The sequence below is a fragment of the Mesorhizobium sp. Ca11 genome, assembly GCF_020165275.1.
Taxonomy (GTDB): Bacteria; Pseudomonadota; Alphaproteobacteria; order Rhizobiales; family Rhizobiaceae; genus Mesorhizobium.
The window spans coordinates 104499-122446 of the sequence record NZ_JAIUHU010000006.1 but is presented as its reverse complement, the minus strand read 5'-3'; the positions used below and the strand labels follow the sequence as shown (position 1 = coordinate 122446).

Genomic DNA, 17948 nt, shown 5'->3' with positions numbered 1-17948 from the left:
ATGCAGTTGTCCTGCCGGCGGCAGTGCGGCTTGCCAAGCGCCGCCTGTCTTTCTAAAGCTCGGCCCGCCCGTTCGGGGCACGCCTTGAGGAGGTGACGATTGAGCCGGGATCCGTCCGCAGACAGCCGGATCAGCGCCGAAGACATTCGCCGCCGCAAGGGCGGCGTGCCGATCGTTTGCCTTACCGCCTACACCTATCCTGTCGCCCGCCTGCTCGATCCGCATGTCGACCTGCTGCTGGTCGGCGACAGCGTCGCCATGGTCCTGCACGGCCACGCCACCACGCTCGGCGCCTCGCTGGAGATGATGATCGCGCACGGCCAGGCTGTGATGCGCGGCTCGGCCAAGGCCTGCGTGGTGGTCGACATGCCTGCGGGCAGCTACGAGACGTCGGCCGCCCAGGCCGTCGCTTCGGCGCGGCGCATCGTCGGGGAAACAGGCTGCCAGGCCGTGAAGCTCGAGGGCGGCGTCGACATGGCAGCCCAGATCGCGGCGATCGTCGCCGAAGGAATACCGGTCATGGGTCATATCGGCCTGCAGCCGCAATCGGTGGAGAAGGACGGCGGCTACAAGATCAAGGGCCGGACAGACGACAATATCGCAGCGCTCTTGCGCGATGCAGAGGCGGTGGAAAAAGCCGGCGCCTTCTCGGTGGTCATCGAGGGCACGATGGAGGCCGTGGCTGCGAAGCTTACCCGTCACATTTCCATACCGACCATCGGCATCGGCGCCAGTGCCGACTGCGACGGCCAGATCCTGGTGATCGACGACATGGTCGGCATGACCGTCGACCGCGTGCCGAAGTTCGTCAAGGAATACGCCGACTTGCGCAGCATGATCGCGAATGCGGCGGCCCGCTACGCCGCCGAGGTGCGCAGCCGTGCCTTTCCTGGCCCCGACCACGTCTTCACGACAGCATCCGGCAAGGACGACACATGAACGCGCCAATCGTCGTCGACAGCGTCGCCGCGCTTCGGACACAGGTCAGGAACTGGCGACAGGCCGGCCTGAAGGTCGCCATGGTGCCGACCATGGGTGCGCTGCATGACGGCCATATCTCACTGGTCAGGATCGCGCTCGAACGGGCCGATCGCTGCGTCGTCTCGATCTTTGTCAACCCGGCCCAGTTCGCGCCGACGGAGGATCTCGACAAATACCCACGCCAGCTGGCGCACGATCTCGACCGGCTGCGGGATGCGGGTGCGCATCTCGCCTTCACGCCGGGCGTAAACGAAATGTACCCCGCTGGCTTCGCCACGAAGATCTCGGTGGGCGGCCCCTCTCGCGGCCTGGAAACCGACTTCAGGCCGAGTTTCTTCGACGGCGTCGCGACCGTGGTAGCAAAACTCTTCCTGCAGGCGGCGCCCGATTGCGCCGTGTTCGGCGAGAAGGACTACCAGCAGCTTTGCGTCGTCAGGCAGCTCTGCCGCGACCTCGACCTGCCGGTCGAGATCGTCGGCGCGCCGACGGTGCGCGACGTCCATGGCCTCGCCATGTCGTCGCGCAATGCGTATCTCGGCGAGGCCGAGCTCGGCATAGCACGCGAGCTCAACGTGATCCTGCGCCGCACCGCGGCGGCGCTTGCGGGCGGCGCGGATGAAACCGGCGCCACCGATGCCGCAGCGAAGTCCCTCGTCTCCGCGGGCTTCCAGAAGGTTGACTATGTCGCCGCGCGCGAAGCCGCGACGCTCAGCTCCTGGCGGAAAGACCGCGACGGCCGCCTGCTGGCGGCCGCCTGGCTCGGCACGACACGCCTGATCGACAATGTGGAAATTCCCTCCGCCTGATCGGACTTTCGTTCGATCAGGCTCGCCGCCTACTCTTCCGACGGCATATGCAGATACATCGACTGGATGCCGACGCGGCCTGGCCCGGTGAAGCGATTGACGACGAAATTCATGGCGGCGCCGAAGAAGCCGCTGGAAAGCCGGTCGATCCTTGTATCCATCTTTACCGATGCGTCCTTGAACAGCCAGCCGCCCGGCTCGATGTCGATGGTCTCGCCGGGCGCCAGCACCTTCTCGAAGACATTGCCGTAACCGTGCAGCCAGACGATGCCGTCGCCTGTCTCGCCGCGGAAGCGGTCGATGAAGAAGCCGCTCTGGCCAAACAGCATCGTTCCCAGTCCGCGCACGCGCTCGAAAGTGTAGTCGACGCTGGCGGTCGCGGCGAGGAACTGGTGCTCGCGCACCTGGATCTCCTCGCCGCGCCGAAGATGGATCGGCACGATATGGCCCGGTCCGTCGCGGCTGAAGGCGATGATGCCCGGCCCCGACGCCTCGGTGACGAATATCTGCATGCCGGCGATCATGCGCTTCAGCGCGCCCTTCAGCGATTTCAGGCCGATGGTGATGGCGGTGTTCTTCCAGAGCAGGATATGGTGCTCGAAATAAACCGGCATGTTGGTCACATCGACCGACAGCACCGGCACCAGTTCTCCGGCGACGTGATAGGTCACGCCGCCAAAAGTCTCGTCCGACACCTCGGTCGGCATCAGTTCAGGCAAGCTCGGCATGGCAATCCCCCATTTGCCGGCGACGCCTCTGGCTAGTGGGAGAGCGGGACACCGGCGATGCGCAGCCTTGACCACGCGGATCGGCGCGATCAAATCAAAACCGCGCGATGAATGGGGGCTCGCTGCCGATCTAGCGGAGCCGCTTCTCCATGATGAGGGCGGGCAGTCCCGAATTGCCGCCGCAATCGGCGGTTCTGCCTGTCGCGCGAAACCCGTTCGCCTCGTAGAAGGCGATCGCCGCGGCATTTGCTTCCTCGACCTCGAGGCGCAGCGTATGCATCTCCGGAAAACTGGCTTCAACTTCATCGAGCAGCGACTGGCCAATCCCCTGCCGTTGGCAGGCCGGATGGACGTAAAGCTGGTTCAAAAGAACGATCTTCGGGTCGGTGGTGGCGGCAGCGAACGCCATGCCGCCGAGCCGCTTGCCGTCGTCAGCCACCAGGAACTCGGAATTCGGCCGCGCCAGCCGCGCCTTGAGCGAGGCGATCGAATGCCAGTCATCCGTGATTTCAGTTACCCGCTTGGTGCCATAGACGGCGTCGTAAGTGGCATGCCAAGTCTCGACCAGCAACGCACGGACGGCTGCGAGATCGCGTTCGCTGGCCGTCCGCACGAACATCGCTAGCCCTCGATGCCGAGCTTGGCCTTGACGAGGTCGTTGACCGCCTGCGGGTTGGCCTTGCCGCCGGTCGCCTTCATCACCTGGCCGACGAACCAGCCGGCCATGGTCGGCTTGGCGCGCGCCTGCTCGGCCTTGTCGGGGTTGGCGGCGATCACCTCGTCGACGGCCTTCTCGATGGCGCCGGTGTCGGTGACCTGCTTCATGCCGCGGCTCTCGACGAGCTGGCGCGGATCGCCGCCCTCGTTCCAGACGATCTCGAACAGGTCCTTGGCGATCTTGCCGGAGATGGTGCCTTCCTTGATCAGGTCGATGACGGCGCCGAGCTGCTCTGGCGAAAGCGGAGCATTTTCAATGTCTTTGCCGGCTTTGTTGAGAGCGCCGAGCAGGTCGTTGATGACCCAGTTGGCGGCGAGCTTGCCGTCGCGGCCGGATGCCACCTTCTCGAAATAGTCGGCAATCGGCTTTTCCGACACCAGCACCGAGGCGTCATAGGTCGACAGGCCCAGCGACGAAATCAGCCGCGCCTTCTTGTCGTCGGGCAGTTCCGGCAGGTGTTGCGCCAACGCATCGACATAGGCCTGGTCGAATTCCAGCGGCAGAAGATCGGGATCCGGGAAATAGCGATAGTCATGCGCCTCCTCCTTGGAGCGCAACGAGCGCGTCTCGCCCTTGACCGGGTCGAACAGGCGGGTCTCCTGGTCGATCTTGCCGCCATCCTCGAGGATAGCGATCTGCCGGCGCGCCTCGGATTCGATCGCCTGGCCGATGAAGCGGATCGAGTTGACGTTCTTGATTTCGCAGCGTGTGCCGAATGCGCCGCCCGGGCGGCGCACCGAGACGTTGACGTCGGCGCGCAGCGAACCTTCGTCCATGTTGCCGTCGCATGTGCCGAGATAGCGCATGATGGTGCGCAGCTTCGTCACATATGCCTTGGCCTCGTCGGCCGAGCGGATGTCGGGCTTGGAGACGATCTCCATCAGCGCCACGCCGGAGCGGTTGAGGTCGACATAGGACATGGTCGCATGCTGGTCATGCATCGACTTGCCGGCATCCTGTTCCAGATGCAGGCGCTCGATGCCCACCTCGATATCCTCGAACTCGCCCTGGCGGTTGGGCCCGACGGAGACGATCACCTTGCCCTCGCCGACGATCGGCTGCTTGAACTGCGAGATCTGGTAGCCCTGCGGCAGGTCCGGATAGAAATAGTTCTTCCGGTCGAAGACCGATTTATGATTGATCGCGGCCTTCAGGCCGAGCCCTGTACGGATCGCCTGCTTGACGCATTCCTCGTTGATGACCGGCAGCATGCCCGGCATCGCTGCGTCGACAAGGCTAACATTGGCATTGGGCGCCCCGCCGAACGACGTCGAGGCGCCGGAAAAGAGTTTTGCCTCCGAGATCACTTGCGCATGCACTTCGAGCCCGATGATGATCTCCCAGTCGCCGGTGGCGCCAGGGATCAGGCGTTTTGCGTCGGGGGTGCGGGTGTCGATGATGCTCATGGAGGCCTGCAGACTTTGAATTCTCGGAGTTGCAATTAATGTACTCATTGAGATGCATTAATGCACATTTTGGGTGCGCAACTTCGCTAGTCCAAACCGCCCTGCGAGACAAGCGCAAAGCCCGCACGCTGGCCTTTTCCGCCACGTTCGCTTATAGGATACCCCATTCCAATGGAGAGTGGATGTCCACTTACGCTCAGTCCCGGTGAAGCCCTGACCTCCTAAGCGAGGCAGGCAGAAAACCTGAAACCCCGTGCCGCGATGTCTCGCAGCGGCGGCTTTTGTTGTTTTTCCCGGGACTTCTCCAATGGACATTTCGCGTAACGAGCAGCGCATCCTGCACCTGCTCGCGCAGGGCGGCGCATTGAAATCGAAAAGAACGAAAGCAGGAAGATCGCCTCGGTCCTGTGCCTGACCCGCGATGGCTGGCGCTATCCGGGCTTCGACCTGGAACTCTTTCGGAAATTGAGGCGCAAGAAGCGGTTTCCTCGACGAACGGCGGTCCTTACCGCATGACACGACGCGGGCTCGAGCTCGTGCGCGCCGAACTCGACAATCGCTAATGTCCAATGCCGCCGGCCGAAACGCCGGCGGCACCTTTCCGTTTGCTTCAGGCCGTGGCGATGTAGGCCCTGATCTCTTCGGCTTCGCGCTCGACATCCTCGATGCGGCGCTTGACCACGTCGCCGATGGAGACGATGCCGTCGAGCAGCCCGTTTTTCTCCACCGGCAGATGGCGGAAGCGGCCGCGCGTCATGATCTCCATCACCTCGTTGACGGTGTGGTTTTCGTTGCAGATCTTGACCTTCGGCGTCATCGCCGAGCGCACGGCGATGTCGAGCGCGGCGGCGCCCTCCTTGGCCACGACCCTGACGATATCGCGCTCAGAGAGAATGCCGACGATCTTGCGGTCGCCATTGGTGATGACGAGCGCGCCGATCCTGTGCTCGGCCAGCATGCGAATGGCCTCGCTGAGTTTTTCATTGGGCCCGAGCGTGAACACGTCATGGCCCTTGCTCTCAAGAATTGCCTTAACCGTCATGGCGTCCTCCACTGCCTTTGACGCTCCCGGCGCCCTTAGGAAGACACTGGGTGCTTGGGCAACATCGTGCGCCGTGATTGGTTGCATTTCAAGTGCGCCTAAGGAGTAGATCAGGATGGCGTCTCGTTGAATCACCATCCTGATCTATCTCTTGTTGGAGTATGATCTTCTCCGAAACCGGTTCCCGCTTCTCGGGATCATGCTCTAGGCGGCAGCCAGTGGACGGTCGAAGAAACGCAGTCCGAAAAAGCCGGCGACGAAGCCGCCAATATGGGCTTCCCAGGCGATCTGGCCGTCGATGCCCGGCGCGAAGCCGAGCAGGCCCGTGGCCAGATTGATCACCATCCAAACGCCAAGAAAGGTCATGACGCCGCGCGAACGCAACACCGATGCGACCGGCAGCGGCTCGCCGGCGAAGGCACCCCGGCCCGACGAACGGTCGACGCGGAAGCCGTAGCGCGCGGCCGCGCCCATCATCCCGGAGATCGCGCCCGATGCGCCGACGAGCGGCATCTCGCCATAGGGATGCAGTGCCCAGAACAGAGCGACCGAGGCCAGTCCGGTCACAGCGTAGAACATTGCGAAACGTAGCGCGCCAAGACGATTGGCGAGCGGCGAGCCGAAGGCTGCAAGCCAGATCATGTTGATGGCGATATGGGCGACGCCCCCATGCATGAACGCATAGGTGAACGGGCGCGTGAACAAGAACCAGTCGAAGCCGTATTGGCCGGTGTACAGCACCGGAATGAAGGCGCCGTCATAGAGCAGCGTCATTTGCTGCGTTTCGTTCAGCACATATTGCTGCAGCAGATAGACGACCGCGCAAATGCCGATCACGGCAAGCACCACCGGCGGCAGGTTGAATACAGGTTCGCGCCGCCGCGGCTCGAGCGCCTCGTCCGGCAACGGTTTGTTTTCGGTGGGGTTTACGGGCTCGCTCATGCACCCTTGCAGGTTCGGGACTCGGCGTTTTCGACGAGCATGTAGATCACGCGCTTTGGAATCACAAACGGCTAATCGCCACAGCGCCCGCGCAGAAAAAGGCGAATCAGAGCAAGGGCCGAATCAAAAAGAAGGCCGTTCAGGTGTCCCCCTGAACGGCCGGTCGAGCCCCCTGCTCCCCATAAACTCGTGACTGAAGTGCTGCCGATCGCTGCTGAAACGACCGTTTTGGAGTGGTTTTGATGTGCCACAGGCCTCGGCGGCACACAATGTAAACCGTTTGTTAACCTTAACGATCCCGAGGCGTGAACAAACGTTAACGATACTGGCACGCATCCTGCTCCGCACCGCATGAAGGTCATCGGAGGGCGCCCTGTCTGTTCGCCGATGGGACATCAAAAGACAGGTTGTGCGGAGCAGGATGGACATGAACGAAAAAGGATCGATCGCGCTGTTCCAATATTGGAACCAGCTGCGTGATGGCCGCCTTGCCCCGAAGCGATCGGAGGTGGAGCCGGCGGACATCAAGTCGCTTCTGGCCGACACCTTCATCCTCGAGCGCGATACGCGCGGCGAGGCGGTGTTCCGGCTGGCCGGCACGAGGCTCTGCGCCTATTATGGCCGGGAGCTCAAGGGCTTCTCCTTCCCTTCGCTCTGGCGCGAGAAGGATCAACGGTTGGTGTCGCGGCTCATGCAGGGCGTTTTCGATCAGAAGTCGGTTCTGCTCATGACCTATGAGGGATTCAGCCGGAACGGCCGCTCCAACAAATTCGAGCTCTTGGCGCTGCCGTTGGACGGCGGCGCCGAGAACCCGCGCTGCCTGGGCATCATCAGCACCGCCGACAAGCCGTTCTGGCTTGGTGCCGACCCGCTCGCCGACGCGCTCATCGATTCGATTCGGGTGATAGACCCCGAGAAGGAGCCGATGTTCCTGAAGAACCGTCCGGCCATCGACGTCCCCTCGCTCGTTCCGACCGAATTCGATGCTCCGGAGACCATTTCGGCGCTCGGCCGCGTGCGTCGCATCCGCCATCTCGTCGTCCTCGACGGCGGGCGTCACGAGTGAGCCCCGCCGTGTGAGGTTTCCCGCCGCTCTCGCTAGATTTTTCAGCGCTGCGCGTGTTCCAGGCCCAGGCTTTTGCGGCCGACTTTTCCCGTTTGTTAACCTGCTTTGCTGTAGCTTTTCGGGCGAAATTCCTCGCATCGTCGCGCGGAATGCCAACCGGGTGTAGGCAGTCATGAGGTCAGCGGCGGTAGAATATGCGCCGTCACGAGCTGAGCGGCGCAACTTCCAGCGTGTCCGCGTCAAAATCTACGGACGTTTCATGCTGGAAGACCGCACCGAGCATCCTTGCCAGGTGATCGATATGTCGCCCGGCAACGTTGCGTTGCGCACGGACCGGATCGGCATGCCGGGCGAGAAGGTTATCGCCTATATCGACCATATCGGTCGTGTCGAAGGCATCGTGACGCGTACGTCGCAGGACGGGTTCGCCATGACCGTCATCGCCTCGGAGCGCAAGAAGGACAAGCTTGCCGCGCAGCTCACCTGGCTTGCCAACAAGCATGAACTCGACCTGCCCGAGGACCGCCGCCACGAACGCGTGGCGCCGCGCAATCCGATGAGCGTCCTCCAGCTCACGGATGGGCGCCAGTATCAGTGCCGCATCATCGACCTGTCGCTCTCCGGTGCCGCCATCGAGATCGATGTCAAGCCGGCAATCGGCGTCCAGGTCACGTTAGGCACGATGCGCGGCCAGATCGTGCGCCATTTCGAGGACGGCGTCGCCATAGAATTCGCCGTCATCCAGCGGCCGGAAACTCTGGATCAGGAATTCAACGCGCCGCGGTCCTGACGCAAACCCGCACCGCAAGCGCGAAGCGAGCCGGCCGGTAGCGGCCGGTTTTTTGTTGCCTGATTTTGGCGGGTCGGACGCGGGTCGCCAGCGCTATCTAGATCTCACGCGAGCCGGCGAAATCTGAATAATCCGAAATCGCGGTAGTTCAAATTTTATGTTTATTCTACTGGCGTTTTACTCAATGTCTACTTCGGGTTTTTGCGTCAAATAAATCCCAACGTGGCACAGTCTCCTCAAACGGGGAGACTACAACAATGAAAATGACGAGGGGCAAGCTGTTGCTCTTGGCAATGGCGATGCAGCTTTCCGCCTGGGGTACGGCAAGCGCAGGACCGGCTTTCATGCATACGGGTGGCCGCACCACCCAGCCGGTCGGTCACTACGATTTCTGCCAGCGCATTCCCGTCGAATGCAATGAACGGACGCCGAAGGGTTCGCCGGTCGAGCTGACGCGCAAGCTGTGGGCGACGATGGTCAACGTCAACAATTCGGTCAACACCCGCGTCAAGCCGCGCACCGACATGGAGATCTACGGTGTCGAGGAATACTGGGCCTATCCCGACAAAGGTTATGGCGACTGCGAGGATTACGCGCTGGAGAAGCGCCGTGAGCTGATGGCCGTGGGCGTGCCGGCCGGCAATCTGCTGATGACGGTGGTGCGCCAGCCGAACGGCGACGGCCATGCGGTGCTGACGGTGCGCACCAGCCTCGGCGAATTCATCCTCGACAATCTCGAGCCGAAAGTGCTCGCCTGGAACGACACCGTCTACACCTACCTCAAGCGTCAATCGACGGAGAATTCGGGCGTTTGGGTGACGATCAACGACGGCCGCGACGACGCGGTCGCCAGCGTCCGCTAAGGCGCCAAAGCGATCGGGTACGTCGCCGTGACGCGGCGGCGCGCCCAGGAAGAAAGCCCGGTCGAGTCCCCACCCTCCCCGTCCCCAACGACCGGGTTTTAGGAGCCGGCCCCTGTCCCCGGGGCCGGCTCCGCCATTTCGGTCGCCGCCCGCCGGCTGCAACCAATCGGCGCTGCGCTGCCGAAGCGCCATGGTCGGCACGCCCTTCCCCGCCGAGGCGGATGGGAGCAGTATGGCTCGTTCGTTGCGGATGAAGCCAATGCTAGAAATCCCCGAGGATCGCGGCACCCGCCACCTGTTGTTCAAGGCCATAGACGACGCGTTCAAGGCCGGAGACTTCGCGGCCCTGGGTGTTGCGCTCGGCGGTTCACCGCGCTGGTTCGACGAGCGGATGCCGTCCGAGCTCGGACTTGGCCACCCGCTGGAATACGCGATCTACTGGAGCCCGGCCGCGTTCATCACCGCGCTTCTCGATGCCGGCACAAACCCGAATTATGAAGACCCGGCGGGGTTTCCATCGATCATTGCCGCGCTGTCGACGGAACGGCCGGACCGGTTGGACGTCATCCATATCCTGCTCGCGCATGGCGCCGACCCGGATATGCGGGGCGTGAACGACTGGACCGCCCTGCACTACGCTGTGTCCCGGCGCGACGCCGAGGCGATCCGTCTGCTGCTCCTGTCAGGCGCGGACGCTTCGCTGAGGACCCGCATCGACGACTATGAGACGGCCCTGGAAGGCGCCGAGCAGGCCGGCTTCGAAGCGGGCGCCCTTCTGTTGCGTGAAGCGATGAACAGCCGCCGCGGATGAAGACAGGCGGAGTTGCCGCCCGCCGCCGTCACACTGTCTTGAGCTTGGCCTTGAAGCGTTTGGCATTGGCCACATAGTGGGCCGCCGAGACGCGCAGCCGCTCGATCGCCGCTTCGTCCAGCGTCCTTATCACCTTGGCGGGCGAGCCGACGATCAGCGAATTGTCCGGAAAAACCTTGTTTTCGGTCACAAGGGCGCCGGCGCCGACCAGCGAGTTGTTGCCGATCCTGGCGCCGTTCAGCACGATGGCGCCCATGCCGATCAGGCTGTTGTCGCCGATCGTGCAGCCATGCAGCAGAGCGCGGTGGCCGATCGTGCAGCCTTGGCCGATGGTCAGCGGAAAGCCGGGATCGGTGTGCATGATCGTGTGTTCCTGCACATTGGTATCGGCGCCGATGATGATCGGTTCGCCATCGCCGCGGATGGCGACGCCGAACCAGAAGCCGGCATTGCGGCCGATCATGATATTGCCGATCAGCGTGGCGTCCGGCGCGATCCAGTTCGTATCGGCGTCCTCGAACTCAGGCGCTTTTCCATCGATCGCATAGACCGGCATTGTTCGTCCCCGAATCGTCTCAACCAGCGAATTCGAAAGACCCTAAGTTTTCCGTCGCCCAGGATGCAATGGCGATGAGCACGATGCCGAGCGCCAGCGCCCAGGCAATGGCCGTGCAGCCGCAGGACAACAGCGCCATCGTGCCGATGCGACCCTCGCGGCGGGCGGCCAAGGCCTCGTTGGTGAGCATGAACGGCCCGGCGCAGGCCGTTGCCGCAAGCGAACGCAGGATATGGACCGGCGAAACATAAGGCTCGGCAAAGGCCAGGCGTCGGCCGGCCAGCAATTCCATGGCCGATCCGGCCAGCCCGCAAGCCGTGAGACCAACCGCGAAAGCGTAGAGAACAAGCACAACGGGATCCATGTTTACCAACCGTTTACCATGAAAACGCACAGTCGTGCCACTGCGCTGCAAGGGCCATGCCGCGCAAGCTGTGCCGCCGAAGGACAGGTGGGCGGATCGGGGAAGAGCAAATGAGAGGGGCAAATATTGCCAAGAGCGCTGACTTCGAGGTCGTCAACTCGACCTTGATGAAGCGGGTCTTTTATATCTTCGCGGCGCTGGCGCTGCTTTCGATTGCCATCAGCGTCGGCGGCAAATGGCTTGGACGATCGATCGCCATGGCCGGCTATACCGATGACACGACGGTGCGCCGGATCGTCATGGGCAACAATCTGATCAACGTGCCGGCAAACTTCATCCGCTTCGACCAGGCGAGGCGCGACGGCATCGCCTCGCGGCTCGACCTCTATCTGCGCTATCCCGAGATGGACGGCTACAGCACGGCCGCGCGCGACGACTTCAACCATGCGACGACCAGGAAAATCATCTTCCTGTCGTTCGAGCCGCGAATGATGTCGCGCGACATGAGCGGCCGTTTCGCGCCCATCTACAGCGCTCTGATCGAAAAGCCGGGGACGCCCGGCCCTGGCGGCACGACGGTTTACGCCTTCAGCGAAAAATCAGGTTATCTCAACGAAGTGTTGGCTGTCGCCGAGCGTCCCGGCAAGGATCCGTTCGTCGCCCGCTGCCTGAGCGGCCCGAGTGCCGAGGAATCGCTGGCGCCCTGCGAGCGCGACACCCAGGTCGGCGACGATCTCAGCCTCACCTATCGCTTTCCGCGCGAGCTGCTCGCGAACTGGCCGGCGCTCGACGCAGCGATTGCAGCCAAGGTCGCGAGCATCTTGAAGACGGGCCACTGACGCTGGCGGCTAGCCGAATATCCAACGACATCATTTCGGTGCATGGCCAGCGCTTCAAACCCGCAATCTGGCTCAACGGTTCGATTTCACGGGCGCCAAAATACGGTCTGGCATCGGGCTGACAAGGCGCGCTAATGGTCGGGCATGACCGATTTAATGCCTTCGTATCTCGCGTTTGATCTCGCCAGCCGCCGCCTGAATCTCGATCCGCACGAACCAGCCTTCGTGCAGAACCCTTATGAAGCCTACGCCTTCCTGCACGGCACTGCCAACGCGTTTTTCTGGGAAGACTACGGGTTCTGGTGCTTTGGCGGCTTCGATGACGTCAACCGTCTGCTGCGCGACCGCCGTTTCGGCCGCCAGAATCCGGCGGGGATTCCCGACAGCCGGGGCGTCGGCGACGACCGCTCGCATCTCGTCGCCTTCGACGCGATCGAGGCCAATTCCCTGCTGGAGCTCGAGCCGCCGGTGCATACGCGGCTCAGAACGCTGGTCAATCGCGCCTTCGTCTCACGTCAGGTCGAGCGGCTCAGGCCACGCATCGAGGTTTTGGCCAACGAGCTGGTCGACCGCTTCGAGCCAAGCGGCATCGACCTTCTGCCCGCCTACGCCTCGCCTTTGCCGATCACCATCATTGCGGAAATGCTCGGCGTACCGGTGGAGATGGGGCCGCAACTGCTCGACTGGTCGCATCGGATGGTCGCCATGTACATGCATGGCCGCACGCGCGAGACCGAGGAGACGGCGAACCACGCCGCGCGCGATTTTTCCGACTTCCTGCGGGGCTATATTGCGGAGCGGCGCAAGAAACCCGGCGACGACCTGCTGTCGCTGCTCATCGAAGCCCAGGACAACGGTCAGAAGCTTTCGGAAGACGAGCTGGTTTCCTCAGCGATCCTGCTTCTCAATGCCGGCCATGAAGCGACCGTGCACCAGACCGGCAATGCGGTGCGCTCGATCCTCGCGCAAGGCGGCGATCCGCGCCGCTTCTTTGCGACACCGGAGGCGAATGTCGCGACGGTCGAGGAATGCCTGCGATGCGACCCGCCGCTGCATATGTTCCTGCGCTACGCCTATGAAGAGATAGAAGTTTCGCCGGGCATTTTGGTCAAACCTGGAGAGATGGTCGCGCTGCTGCTCGGCATGGCGAACCACGATCCGCTTGCCTTTGCCGAGCCCGACACCTTCAATCCGGCCCGCACGGACCAGAAGAATGTTTCCTTCGGCGCCGGCATCCATTTCTGCATCGGCGCGCCGCTGGCCAGGCTGGAGCTGCAGGTGTCGCTGAAGACGCTGTTCGATCGGCTGCCCAACTTACGCTTAGCGGAGACACCGCGCTTTCGCGACACTTACCATTTTCACGGGCTGGAACGGGTCGCCGTCACCTTTTGACCGGCGGACGATGCGACTCGAACAGCTGAAATTGTCATTCGGAATTCAGAAATGAGATTCGCCTTCCTGCAAGAGCCGCCCTTCTGCTTCACCGATGCCGCGGGCAAGCTCGGCGGTTGCGACGCGGTGCTCGCCGAGAAAGTTTGCCAGATGCTCGACCTGGAGAACTTCTCGCCGATCGAGGCGGAATTCGCCGAACTGCTCCCCGGTTTGGTGGACGGCCGCTGGGACATGACGACCGGCCTGTTCATCTCCGAGGAGCGCAGCAAGCTCGTGGACTTCACGCGGCCGATCTGGTCACTGCCGGACGGGTTGATGGTCGCCAAGGGCAATCCGCTGGAGCTGAACGGCTATCGCTCCGTCGCCCAACATCCTTCCGCCGTGCTCGCAATCATATCGGGTCAGATCCAGCACCAGACCGCGCTGCAGAACGGCGTTCCGCCCCAGCGGATCAGGATATTCGCCACGCAGGCCGAAGCAGCCGAAGCCGTTGCGGCAGGCCATGCCGACGCGTATGCCAGCGTCGCCATGGCGCATCGCGGCTATGTCAACGGACGGACTGGCGTACCGCTTGCTGTCATCGACATCCCGGCCTTTGAACAGCAGCCTGCGGCAGGCGCTTTCGCCCTCGCCAAGGGCAACGATGCGCTGCGCCGGCGCGTCGATCAATGTCTCGGCGATCTGCTCGGAAGTGCATGGCACCGGGAGATCATGAGCAAATACGGCTTTTCCGACGGCGATGTCGATCGGCTGCTTTGATTGCTGGAAGCATTCAAAGCCGGATCACGTATTCCTTGCGCGTCGTCTCGAGCACTTCCCATGTGCCCTTGAACCCTGGCCTTAGCACGAAACTGTCGCCGGCCCGCACGGTGCGCGCCTCGCCGCCATCCTCGGCGATCACCGAGACGCCGGACAGGATGTGGCAGAACTCCCATTCGTCGTAGACGATGCGCCATTTGCCCGGCGTCGCTTCCCAGACGCCGGCACAGAGGCCGCCGTCGCCCTCCTCGACATTCCAGGTGCGGAATTTGGGATCACCCGAAATCACCCGGTCCGGCGGCGGCGCGCCGGCCTCCGGTTCGACCGCATCGGTGTTGACCGCAAGAAAGGCCGACATATCAGACCTTGCCGAGTGCCTGCTCGAGATCGGCGACGATGTCGTTGACGTCCTCGATGCCGACCGAAAGGCGGACGGTGTCAGGTCCGGCGCCGGCCTTGACCTTCTGCTCGTCGGAAAGCTGGCGGTGCGTGGTCGAGGCCGGATGAATGACCAGCGATTTGGTGTCGCCGACATTGGCGAGGTGCGAGAACAGTTCGAGCGCTTCGACGAATTTGATGCCGGCCTCGTAGCCGCCCTTGAGGCCGAAGGTGAACACCGCGCCTGCGCCCTGCGGCGAATATTTCTTCTGCAGCGCGTTGTTCTTGTCGCCTGGAAGGCCGGGATAGTTCACCCAGGCTACCTTCGGATGGCTCGACAGCCAGCCGGCAACGCTCGCGGCATTGTCGCAATGACGCTGCATGCGCAGCGGCAGCGTTTCCAGGCCGGTCAGGATCAGGAAGGCGTTGAAGGGCGAGATCGCCGGGCCGATGTCGCGCAGACCAAGCACGCGGGCGGCAATCGCGAAGGCGAAGTTGCCGAAAGTCTCGTGCAGGACGAGGCCGCCATATTCAGGGCGCGGCTCCGACAGCATCGGGTATTTGCCGGACTTCGACCAGTCGAAGGTGCCGCCATCGACGATGACGCCGCCGATCGAATTGCCGTGGCCGCCGATGAACTTGGTCAGCGAGTGCACGACGATGTCGGCGCCGTGCTCGATCGGCCGGACCAGATAGGGCGAGGCCAGCGTGTTGTCGACGATCAGCGGCAGGCCGTGCTTGCGGGCAATGTCGCCGATCTTCTCGATGTCGACGAAGACGCCGCCAGGGTTGGCAAGGCTTTCGATGAAGATCGCCTTGGTCCTGTCGTCGATCTGGCTCTCGAAGGTCGCCGGATCGTTTGCTTCTGCCCAGCGAACTTCCCAGCCGAAGTTCTTGAAGGCATGGCCGAACTGATTGATCGAGCCGCCATAAAGCTTGTTGGCGGCGACGAAGTTGTCGCCCGGCTGCATCAGATTGTGGAAGACGATGACCTGCGCGGCGTGGCCCGAGGCGACGGCAAGTGCCGCAGTGCCGCCTTCGAGCGCCGCGACGCGTTCCTCGAGAACCGCCTGGGTCGGATTCATGATGCGCGTGTAGATGTTGCCGAAGGCCTTCAGCCCGAACAGCGAGGCGGCATGGTCGGCGTCGTCGAAGACAAAGGAAGTGGTCTGGTAGATCGGCGTGGCGCGGGCGCCGGTCGCCGGGTCGGGTTTTGCGCCTGCATGAACGGCTAAAGTGCTGAAACCAGGCGTACGGGTCATCGAAATCCCTCTCCTAACGTTCGAAAATCGCCGGGCATTCTTGGCGAAGCGCGGCGGGGAATGCAAAGAAGAAAATACCGTTCGGGGCGCGATCTGCGACGAACGCCCGGGAAAATCCGTTTCGTCCCGGAATAATTTTGCGCGAACTACCGCATGCTTATTTCTGTCTTACGCCAAAGCTCTGAAATCCCTGGCGCATCAGGGGTTTTTTCGACGACAGCACGCCGGAGTTGACGCCGGTCCAGCCGATCTCGCCGGATAGCTTGCCGTATTCGATCTTCGGGCAGCGGTTCATCACCACCTTGATGCCGACAGCTTCGGCGCGGGCCGCGGCCTCGTCGTTACGCACGCCAAGTTGCATCCAGACGACCTTGGGCAGCGGGTCGAGCTGCAGCACCTGGTCGACGACGCCAGGCACGGCCGCCGAGCCTCGAAAAATATCGACCATGTCGACCGGATGCGGCAGATCTTCGAGGCTCGCATAGACCGTCTGTCCGAGGATCTGCTTGCCGGCATGACCGGGATTGATCGGGAGCACCCAAAAGCCCTTGGCTAAAAGATATTTCAGCACGAAATAGCTGGGCCGCACATCGTTGGGCGAAGCGCCGACCATGGCGATCGTCTTCACCGAATTCAGGATGCCGGCGATGTAGGCGTTGTCGTAGCTATCGTGATTCATGCTGCGATGGTCTTCCTGCGGTAATGGTAGCGATAGAGTTCGCGGTTGAAGCCGAGAGAGGCGTAGAGCGCGCGTGCGGGCGTGTTCAGCGATAGAAAAGCCGGGCATGCGGAAGAACTATTCGTCGGTCCATTCGGGCTTGCGCTTGCCGATGAAGGCACCGATGCCTTCCTCGGCGTCGCGCGCCAGCATGTTTTCCACCATCACGCGGCCGGTATGGGCATAAGCGTCGGCCAACCCCATTTCGGCCTGGGCATAGAAAGCCTCCTTGCCGGTTTTGATCACCAAAGAGGATTTGGATGCAATGGTTTGCGCGTATTTGTTGACAACCTGAATCAGATATTCGCGCGGCACGATGCGGTTGATGAGCCCGAACTCCTTGGCGGTCGCCGCGTCGATCGTCTCGCCGGTGAGCAGCATTTCCATCGCCTGCTTGCGTGAGACGTTGCGCGACAGCGCCACCATCGGCGTCGAGCAGAACAGGCCGATATTGACGCCAGGCGTGCAGAAACTCGCCTCATGCGAGGCGATGGCAAGGTCGCAGCTGGCGACCAGTTGCAGGCCGGCGGCGGTGGCGAGGCCGTCGATCTCAGCGATCACCGGCTTCGGGTGGCGCACGATCGTCTGCATCAGGTTCGCGCAAGCCGCGAAGGTCGTTTCGAAGAAGGCCTTGCCCCGATCCGGTTCGGCGCGGTGCGCCGTCATTTCCTTGAGGTCATGGCCGGCACAGAACACTTTTCCCGACGCCGCCAGGATGATGACGCGCACGGATCTGTCGGTCTTAACGCGATCGAATTCGGCCTGCAGCGCCGCCATCGTCGCCAGCGAGAGCGCATTGGCCGGCGGGCTGGCAAGCGTGAGGCGCAGGATGCCCTTGTCCTGGCTGACAAGAACAGGACCGTCGGCGACGGCGGGCTTGATGGCGACGACTTCGGCCACTTTCAAAAAACCTCATGCTTATGGAGCAACAGAACTAGCACGCTGCCGGTTGAAGAACAGCCGCGAGACGTGTTTTCTCCGTCGCACCGTTTGGTCCAGGCGCACCGCCCGGAGCTGCTCATTCATATAGGACGTCGCCATGCCCGCCCAAAGCGATCTGAAGCCAATGCTCAACGCGGCGGAAGTCAATGCACTAATGGCAAGCGTCTATCCGCAGCTCAACGACAATTTCACCTCCTATGAGGCGATCGACGTTTTTCCGGGCGGCTGCACAGTGCGGCTGAATGCCGACGAGCGGCATCTGCGCCCCGGCGGCACGGTATCCGGTCCGGCGCTGTTCACGCTGGCCGACATCGGCGGCTATGTCTGCGTGCTCAGCCATGCCGGCCCGGACGCGCTTTCGGTGACGGTCAACCTCGACATCAATTTCATGCGCAAGGCCGAAGCCGGTCCGATCGACGGCCATTGCCGTATCCTGAAGCTTGGCAAGAGCCTGATGGTGTTCGATATCGATATTGTCGCGGGCCCGGACGGACACACTGTCGCGCATGCCACCGGCACCTATTCGATCCCGAGGAAGCGAATAAGCGACAAGCCGGCCTGACGTCTTGCCGGAACTCCCAGTCG

21 protein-coding genes and 1 pseudogene are annotated in these 17948 nt (G+C 62.6%); 11 read left to right on the top strand and 11 right to left on the bottom strand.

The window, feature by feature from the left end; genetic code table 11:
- The first annotated feature begins 99 nt into the window (after nucleotides 1-99).
- Nucleotides 100-939 carry a 3-methyl-2-oxobutanoate hydroxymethyltransferase gene (gene panB / locus LB538_RS12795; RefSeq protein ID WP_095767614.1) on the top strand — a complete coding sequence of 280 codons (840 nt, stop codon included), beginning with the start codon at nucleotides 100-102 and terminating at the stop codon, nucleotides 937-939.
- Nucleotides 936-1787, top strand: a complete 852-nt coding sequence (gene panC, locus LB538_RS12790; RefSeq protein WP_224532344.1) for a pantoate--beta-alanine ligase — start codon at nucleotides 936-938, stop codon at nucleotides 1785-1787. Before panB ends, panC begins: the two co-directional genes overlap by 4 nt.
- Nucleotides 1788-1816: 29 nt before the next feature.
- On the opposite strand, the gene LB538_RS12785 is transcribed toward panC, so the two are convergent.
- The 3 genes from LB538_RS12785 to gatB form a co-directional block, all read right to left on the bottom strand.
- A complete protein-coding gene (locus tag LB538_RS12785; RefSeq protein ID WP_140541352.1) occupies nucleotides 1817-2515 on the bottom strand; it encodes an AIM24 family protein in 699 nt (232 codons plus the stop codon).
- A 130-nt stretch (nucleotides 2516-2645) separates the two neighbouring features.
- Entirely contained in the window at nucleotides 2646-3134 is a 489-nt protein-coding gene (locus tag LB538_RS12780) for a GNAT family N-acetyltransferase (protein ID WP_224532343.1), read from the bottom strand.
- Nucleotides 3135-3136: 2 nt separating this feature from the next.
- Complete coding sequence (gatB, locus tag LB538_RS12775; protein ID WP_224532342.1) at nucleotides 3137-4639, bottom strand: Asp-tRNA(Asn)/Glu-tRNA(Gln) amidotransferase subunit GatB; 1503 nt, start codon at nucleotides 4637-4639, stop codon at nucleotides 3137-3139.
- 307 nt (nucleotides 4640-4946) lie between these two features.
- On the opposite strand from gatB, the pseudogene LB538_RS12770 reads away from it, so the two are divergent.
- Nucleotides 4947-5202 (top strand): annotated as a pseudogene (locus LB538_RS12770) (YjhX family toxin).
- Nucleotides 5203-5249: 47 nt separating this feature from the next.
- On the opposite strand, the gene LB538_RS12765 reads toward LB538_RS12770, so the two are convergent.
- Together LB538_RS12765 and LB538_RS12760 are read right to left on the bottom strand one after the other, a co-directional pair.
- Nucleotides 5250-5681, bottom strand: a complete 432-nt coding sequence (locus LB538_RS12765; protein ID WP_040983461.1) for a CBS domain-containing protein — start codon at nucleotides 5679-5681, stop codon at nucleotides 5250-5252.
- 204 nt (nucleotides 5682-5885) lie between these two features.
- Nucleotides 5886-6623 carry a rhomboid family intramembrane serine protease gene (locus LB538_RS12760; protein ID WP_224532341.1) on the bottom strand — a complete coding sequence of 246 codons (738 nt, stop codon included), beginning with the start codon at nucleotides 6621-6623 and terminating at the stop codon, nucleotides 5886-5888.
- 427 nt (nucleotides 6624-7050) lie between these two features.
- On the opposite strand from LB538_RS12760, the gene LB538_RS12755 reads away from it, so the two are divergent.
- The 4 genes from LB538_RS12755 to LB538_RS12740 all read left to right on the top strand — a co-directional run bounded on the left by LB538_RS12755 (nucleotide 7051) and on the right by LB538_RS12740 (nucleotide 10153).
- Nucleotides 7051-7689: a PAS domain-containing protein gene (locus LB538_RS12755; protein WP_224532340.1), complete on the top strand. Its 639-nt coding sequence runs from the start codon at nucleotides 7051-7053 to the stop codon at nucleotides 7687-7689.
- Between the two features lie 172 nt (nucleotides 7690-7861).
- A complete protein-coding gene (locus tag LB538_RS12750) occupies nucleotides 7862-8479 on the top strand; it encodes a PilZ domain-containing protein (RefSeq protein ID WP_095767620.1) in 618 nt (205 codons plus the stop codon).
- A 257-nt stretch (nucleotides 8480-8736) separates the two neighbouring features.
- On the top strand, nucleotides 8737-9342 hold the full coding sequence (locus LB538_RS12745; RefSeq protein ID WP_140842791.1) for a transglutaminase-like cysteine peptidase: 606 nt from the start codon (nucleotides 8737-8739) through the stop codon (nucleotides 9340-9342).
- A gap of 190 nt (nucleotides 9343-9532) precedes the next feature.
- A complete protein-coding gene (locus LB538_RS12740; protein WP_411909010.1) occupies nucleotides 9533-10153 on the top strand; it encodes an ankyrin repeat domain-containing protein in 621 nt (206 codons plus the stop codon).
- A gap of 28 nt (nucleotides 10154-10181) precedes the next feature.
- Here the strand turns inward: LB538_RS12740 and LB538_RS12735 are convergent, their stop codons facing one another.
- Together LB538_RS12735 and LB538_RS12730 are read right to left on the bottom strand one after the other, a co-directional pair.
- Nucleotides 10182-10709, bottom strand: a complete 528-nt coding sequence (locus tag LB538_RS12735) for a gamma carbonic anhydrase family protein (RefSeq protein ID WP_224530553.1) — start codon at nucleotides 10707-10709, stop codon at nucleotides 10182-10184.
- 19 nt (nucleotides 10710-10728) lie between these two features.
- Nucleotides 10729-11073 carry a DUF6949 family protein gene (locus tag LB538_RS12730; RefSeq protein WP_140842782.1) on the bottom strand — a complete coding sequence of 115 codons (345 nt, stop codon included), beginning with the start codon at nucleotides 11071-11073 and terminating at the stop codon, nucleotides 10729-10731.
- 110 nt (nucleotides 11074-11183) lie between these two features.
- Here LB538_RS12730 and LB538_RS12725 point away from each other — a divergent pair, with 110 nt between their 5' ends.
- The 3 genes from LB538_RS12725 (at nucleotide 11184) to LB538_RS12715 (ending at nucleotide 14063) form a co-directional block, all read left to right on the top strand.
- Nucleotides 11184-11912: a hypothetical protein gene (locus LB538_RS12725; RefSeq protein ID WP_224530556.1), complete on the top strand. Its 729-nt coding sequence runs from the start codon at nucleotides 11184-11186 to the stop codon at nucleotides 11910-11912.
- Between the two features lie 144 nt (nucleotides 11913-12056).
- Nucleotides 12057-13304, top strand: coding sequence for a cytochrome P450 (locus LB538_RS12720; RefSeq protein ID WP_224530558.1), 1248 nt, complete (start codon nucleotides 12057-12059; stop codon nucleotides 13302-13304).
- 51 nt (nucleotides 13305-13355) lie between these two features.
- A complete protein-coding gene (locus LB538_RS12715) occupies nucleotides 13356-14063 on the top strand; it encodes a transporter substrate-binding domain-containing protein (protein ID WP_224530560.1) in 708 nt (235 codons plus the stop codon).
- Nucleotides 14064-14076: 13 nt separating this feature from the next.
- Here LB538_RS12715 and LB538_RS12710 read toward each other — a convergent pair whose 3' ends face one another.
- From LB538_RS12710 to LB538_RS12695, 4 genes are all read right to left on the bottom strand, one after another.
- Nucleotides 14077-14421: a cupin domain-containing protein gene (locus tag LB538_RS12710; protein ID WP_224530564.1), complete on the bottom strand. Its 345-nt coding sequence runs from the start codon at nucleotides 14419-14421 to the stop codon at nucleotides 14077-14079.
- Nucleotide 14422: 1 nt separating this feature from the next.
- Nucleotides 14423-15703 carry an O-acetylhomoserine aminocarboxypropyltransferase gene (locus tag LB538_RS12705; RefSeq protein ID WP_224530566.1) on the bottom strand — a complete coding sequence of 427 codons (1281 nt, stop codon included), beginning with the start codon at nucleotides 15701-15703 and terminating at the stop codon, nucleotides 14423-14425.
- A gap of 157 nt (nucleotides 15704-15860) precedes the next feature.
- The gene (locus LB538_RS12700) at nucleotides 15861-16382 is read right to left on the bottom strand and encodes a CoA-binding protein (RefSeq protein ID WP_224530568.1); all 522 of its coding nucleotides are present in this window, start codon (nucleotides 16380-16382) and stop codon (nucleotides 15861-15863) included.
- Between the two features lie 117 nt (nucleotides 16383-16499).
- A complete protein-coding gene (locus LB538_RS12695) occupies nucleotides 16500-17321 on the bottom strand; it encodes an enoyl-CoA hydratase (RefSeq protein WP_224530569.1) in 822 nt (273 codons plus the stop codon).
- A 139-nt stretch (nucleotides 17322-17460) separates the two neighbouring features.
- Between LB538_RS12695 and LB538_RS12690 the strand changes: the two genes are divergently transcribed.
- Complete coding sequence (locus LB538_RS12690) at nucleotides 17461-17925, top strand: PaaI family thioesterase (RefSeq protein WP_095767634.1); 465 nt, start codon at nucleotides 17461-17463, stop codon at nucleotides 17923-17925.
- The last annotated feature ends 23 nt before the right edge of the window (nucleotides 17926-17948 follow it).

Coding starts and splice junctions, on each gene's coding strand:
- LB538_RS12690 (WP_095767634.1), top strand. CDS start 17,461: ATGCCCGCCCAAAGCGATCTGAAGCCAATGCTCAACGCGGCGGAAGTC.
- LB538_RS12755 (WP_224532340.1), top strand. CDS start 7,051: ATGAACGAAAAAGGATCGATCGCGCTGTTCCAATATTGGAACCAGCTG.
- LB538_RS12745 (WP_140842791.1), top strand. CDS start 8,737: ATGAAAATGACGAGGGGCAAGCTGTTGCTCTTGGCAATGGCGATGCAG.
- LB538_RS12725 (WP_224530556.1), top strand. CDS start 11,184: ATGAGAGGGGCAAATATTGCCAAGAGCGCTGACTTCGAGGTCGTCAAC.
- LB538_RS12710 (WP_224530564.1), bottom strand. CDS start 14,421: ATGTCGGCCTTTCTTGCGGTCAACACCGATGCGGTCGAACCGGAGGCC.
- LB538_RS12730 (WP_140842782.1), bottom strand. CDS start 11,073: ATGGATCCCGTTGTGCTTGTTCTCTACGCTTTCGCGGTTGGTCTCACG.
- LB538_RS12700 (WP_224530568.1), bottom strand. CDS start 16,382: ATGAATCACGATAGCTACGACAACGCCTACATCGCCGGCATCCTGAAT.
- LB538_RS12705 (WP_224530566.1), bottom strand. CDS start 15,703: ATGACCCGTACGCCTGGTTTCAGCACTTTAGCCGTTCATGCAGGCGCA.
- LB538_RS12740 (WP_411909010.1), top strand. CDS start 9,533: ATGGTCGGCACGCCCTTCCCCGCCGAGGCGGATGGGAGCAGTATGGCT.
- LB538_RS12760 (WP_224532341.1), bottom strand. CDS start 6,623: ATGAGCGAGCCCGTAAACCCCACCGAAAACAAACCGTTGCCGGACGAG.
- LB538_RS12735 (WP_224530553.1), bottom strand. CDS start 10,709: ATGCCGGTCTATGCGATCGATGGAAAAGCGCCTGAGTTCGAGGACGCC.
- gatB (WP_224532342.1), bottom strand. CDS start 4,639: ATGAGCATCATCGACACCCGCACCCCCGACGCAAAACGCCTGATCCCT.
- LB538_RS12780 (WP_224532343.1), bottom strand. CDS start 3,134: ATGTTCGTGCGGACGGCCAGCGAACGCGATCTCGCAGCCGTCCGTGCG.
- LB538_RS12765 (WP_040983461.1), bottom strand. CDS start 5,681: ATGACGGTTAAGGCAATTCTTGAGAGCAAGGGCCATGACGTGTTCACG.
- LB538_RS12720 (WP_224530558.1), top strand. CDS start 12,057: ATGACCGATTTAATGCCTTCGTATCTCGCGTTTGATCTCGCCAGCCGC.
- LB538_RS12750 (WP_095767620.1), top strand. CDS start 7,862: ATGAGGTCAGCGGCGGTAGAATATGCGCCGTCACGAGCTGAGCGGCGC.
- LB538_RS12715 (WP_224530560.1), top strand. CDS start 13,356: ATGAGATTCGCCTTCCTGCAAGAGCCGCCCTTCTGCTTCACCGATGCC.
- panC (WP_224532344.1), top strand. CDS start 936: ATGAACGCGCCAATCGTCGTCGACAGCGTCGCCGCGCTTCGGACACAG.
- LB538_RS12785 (WP_140541352.1), bottom strand. CDS start 2,515: ATGCCGAGCTTGCCTGAACTGATGCCGACCGAGGTGTCGGACGAGACT.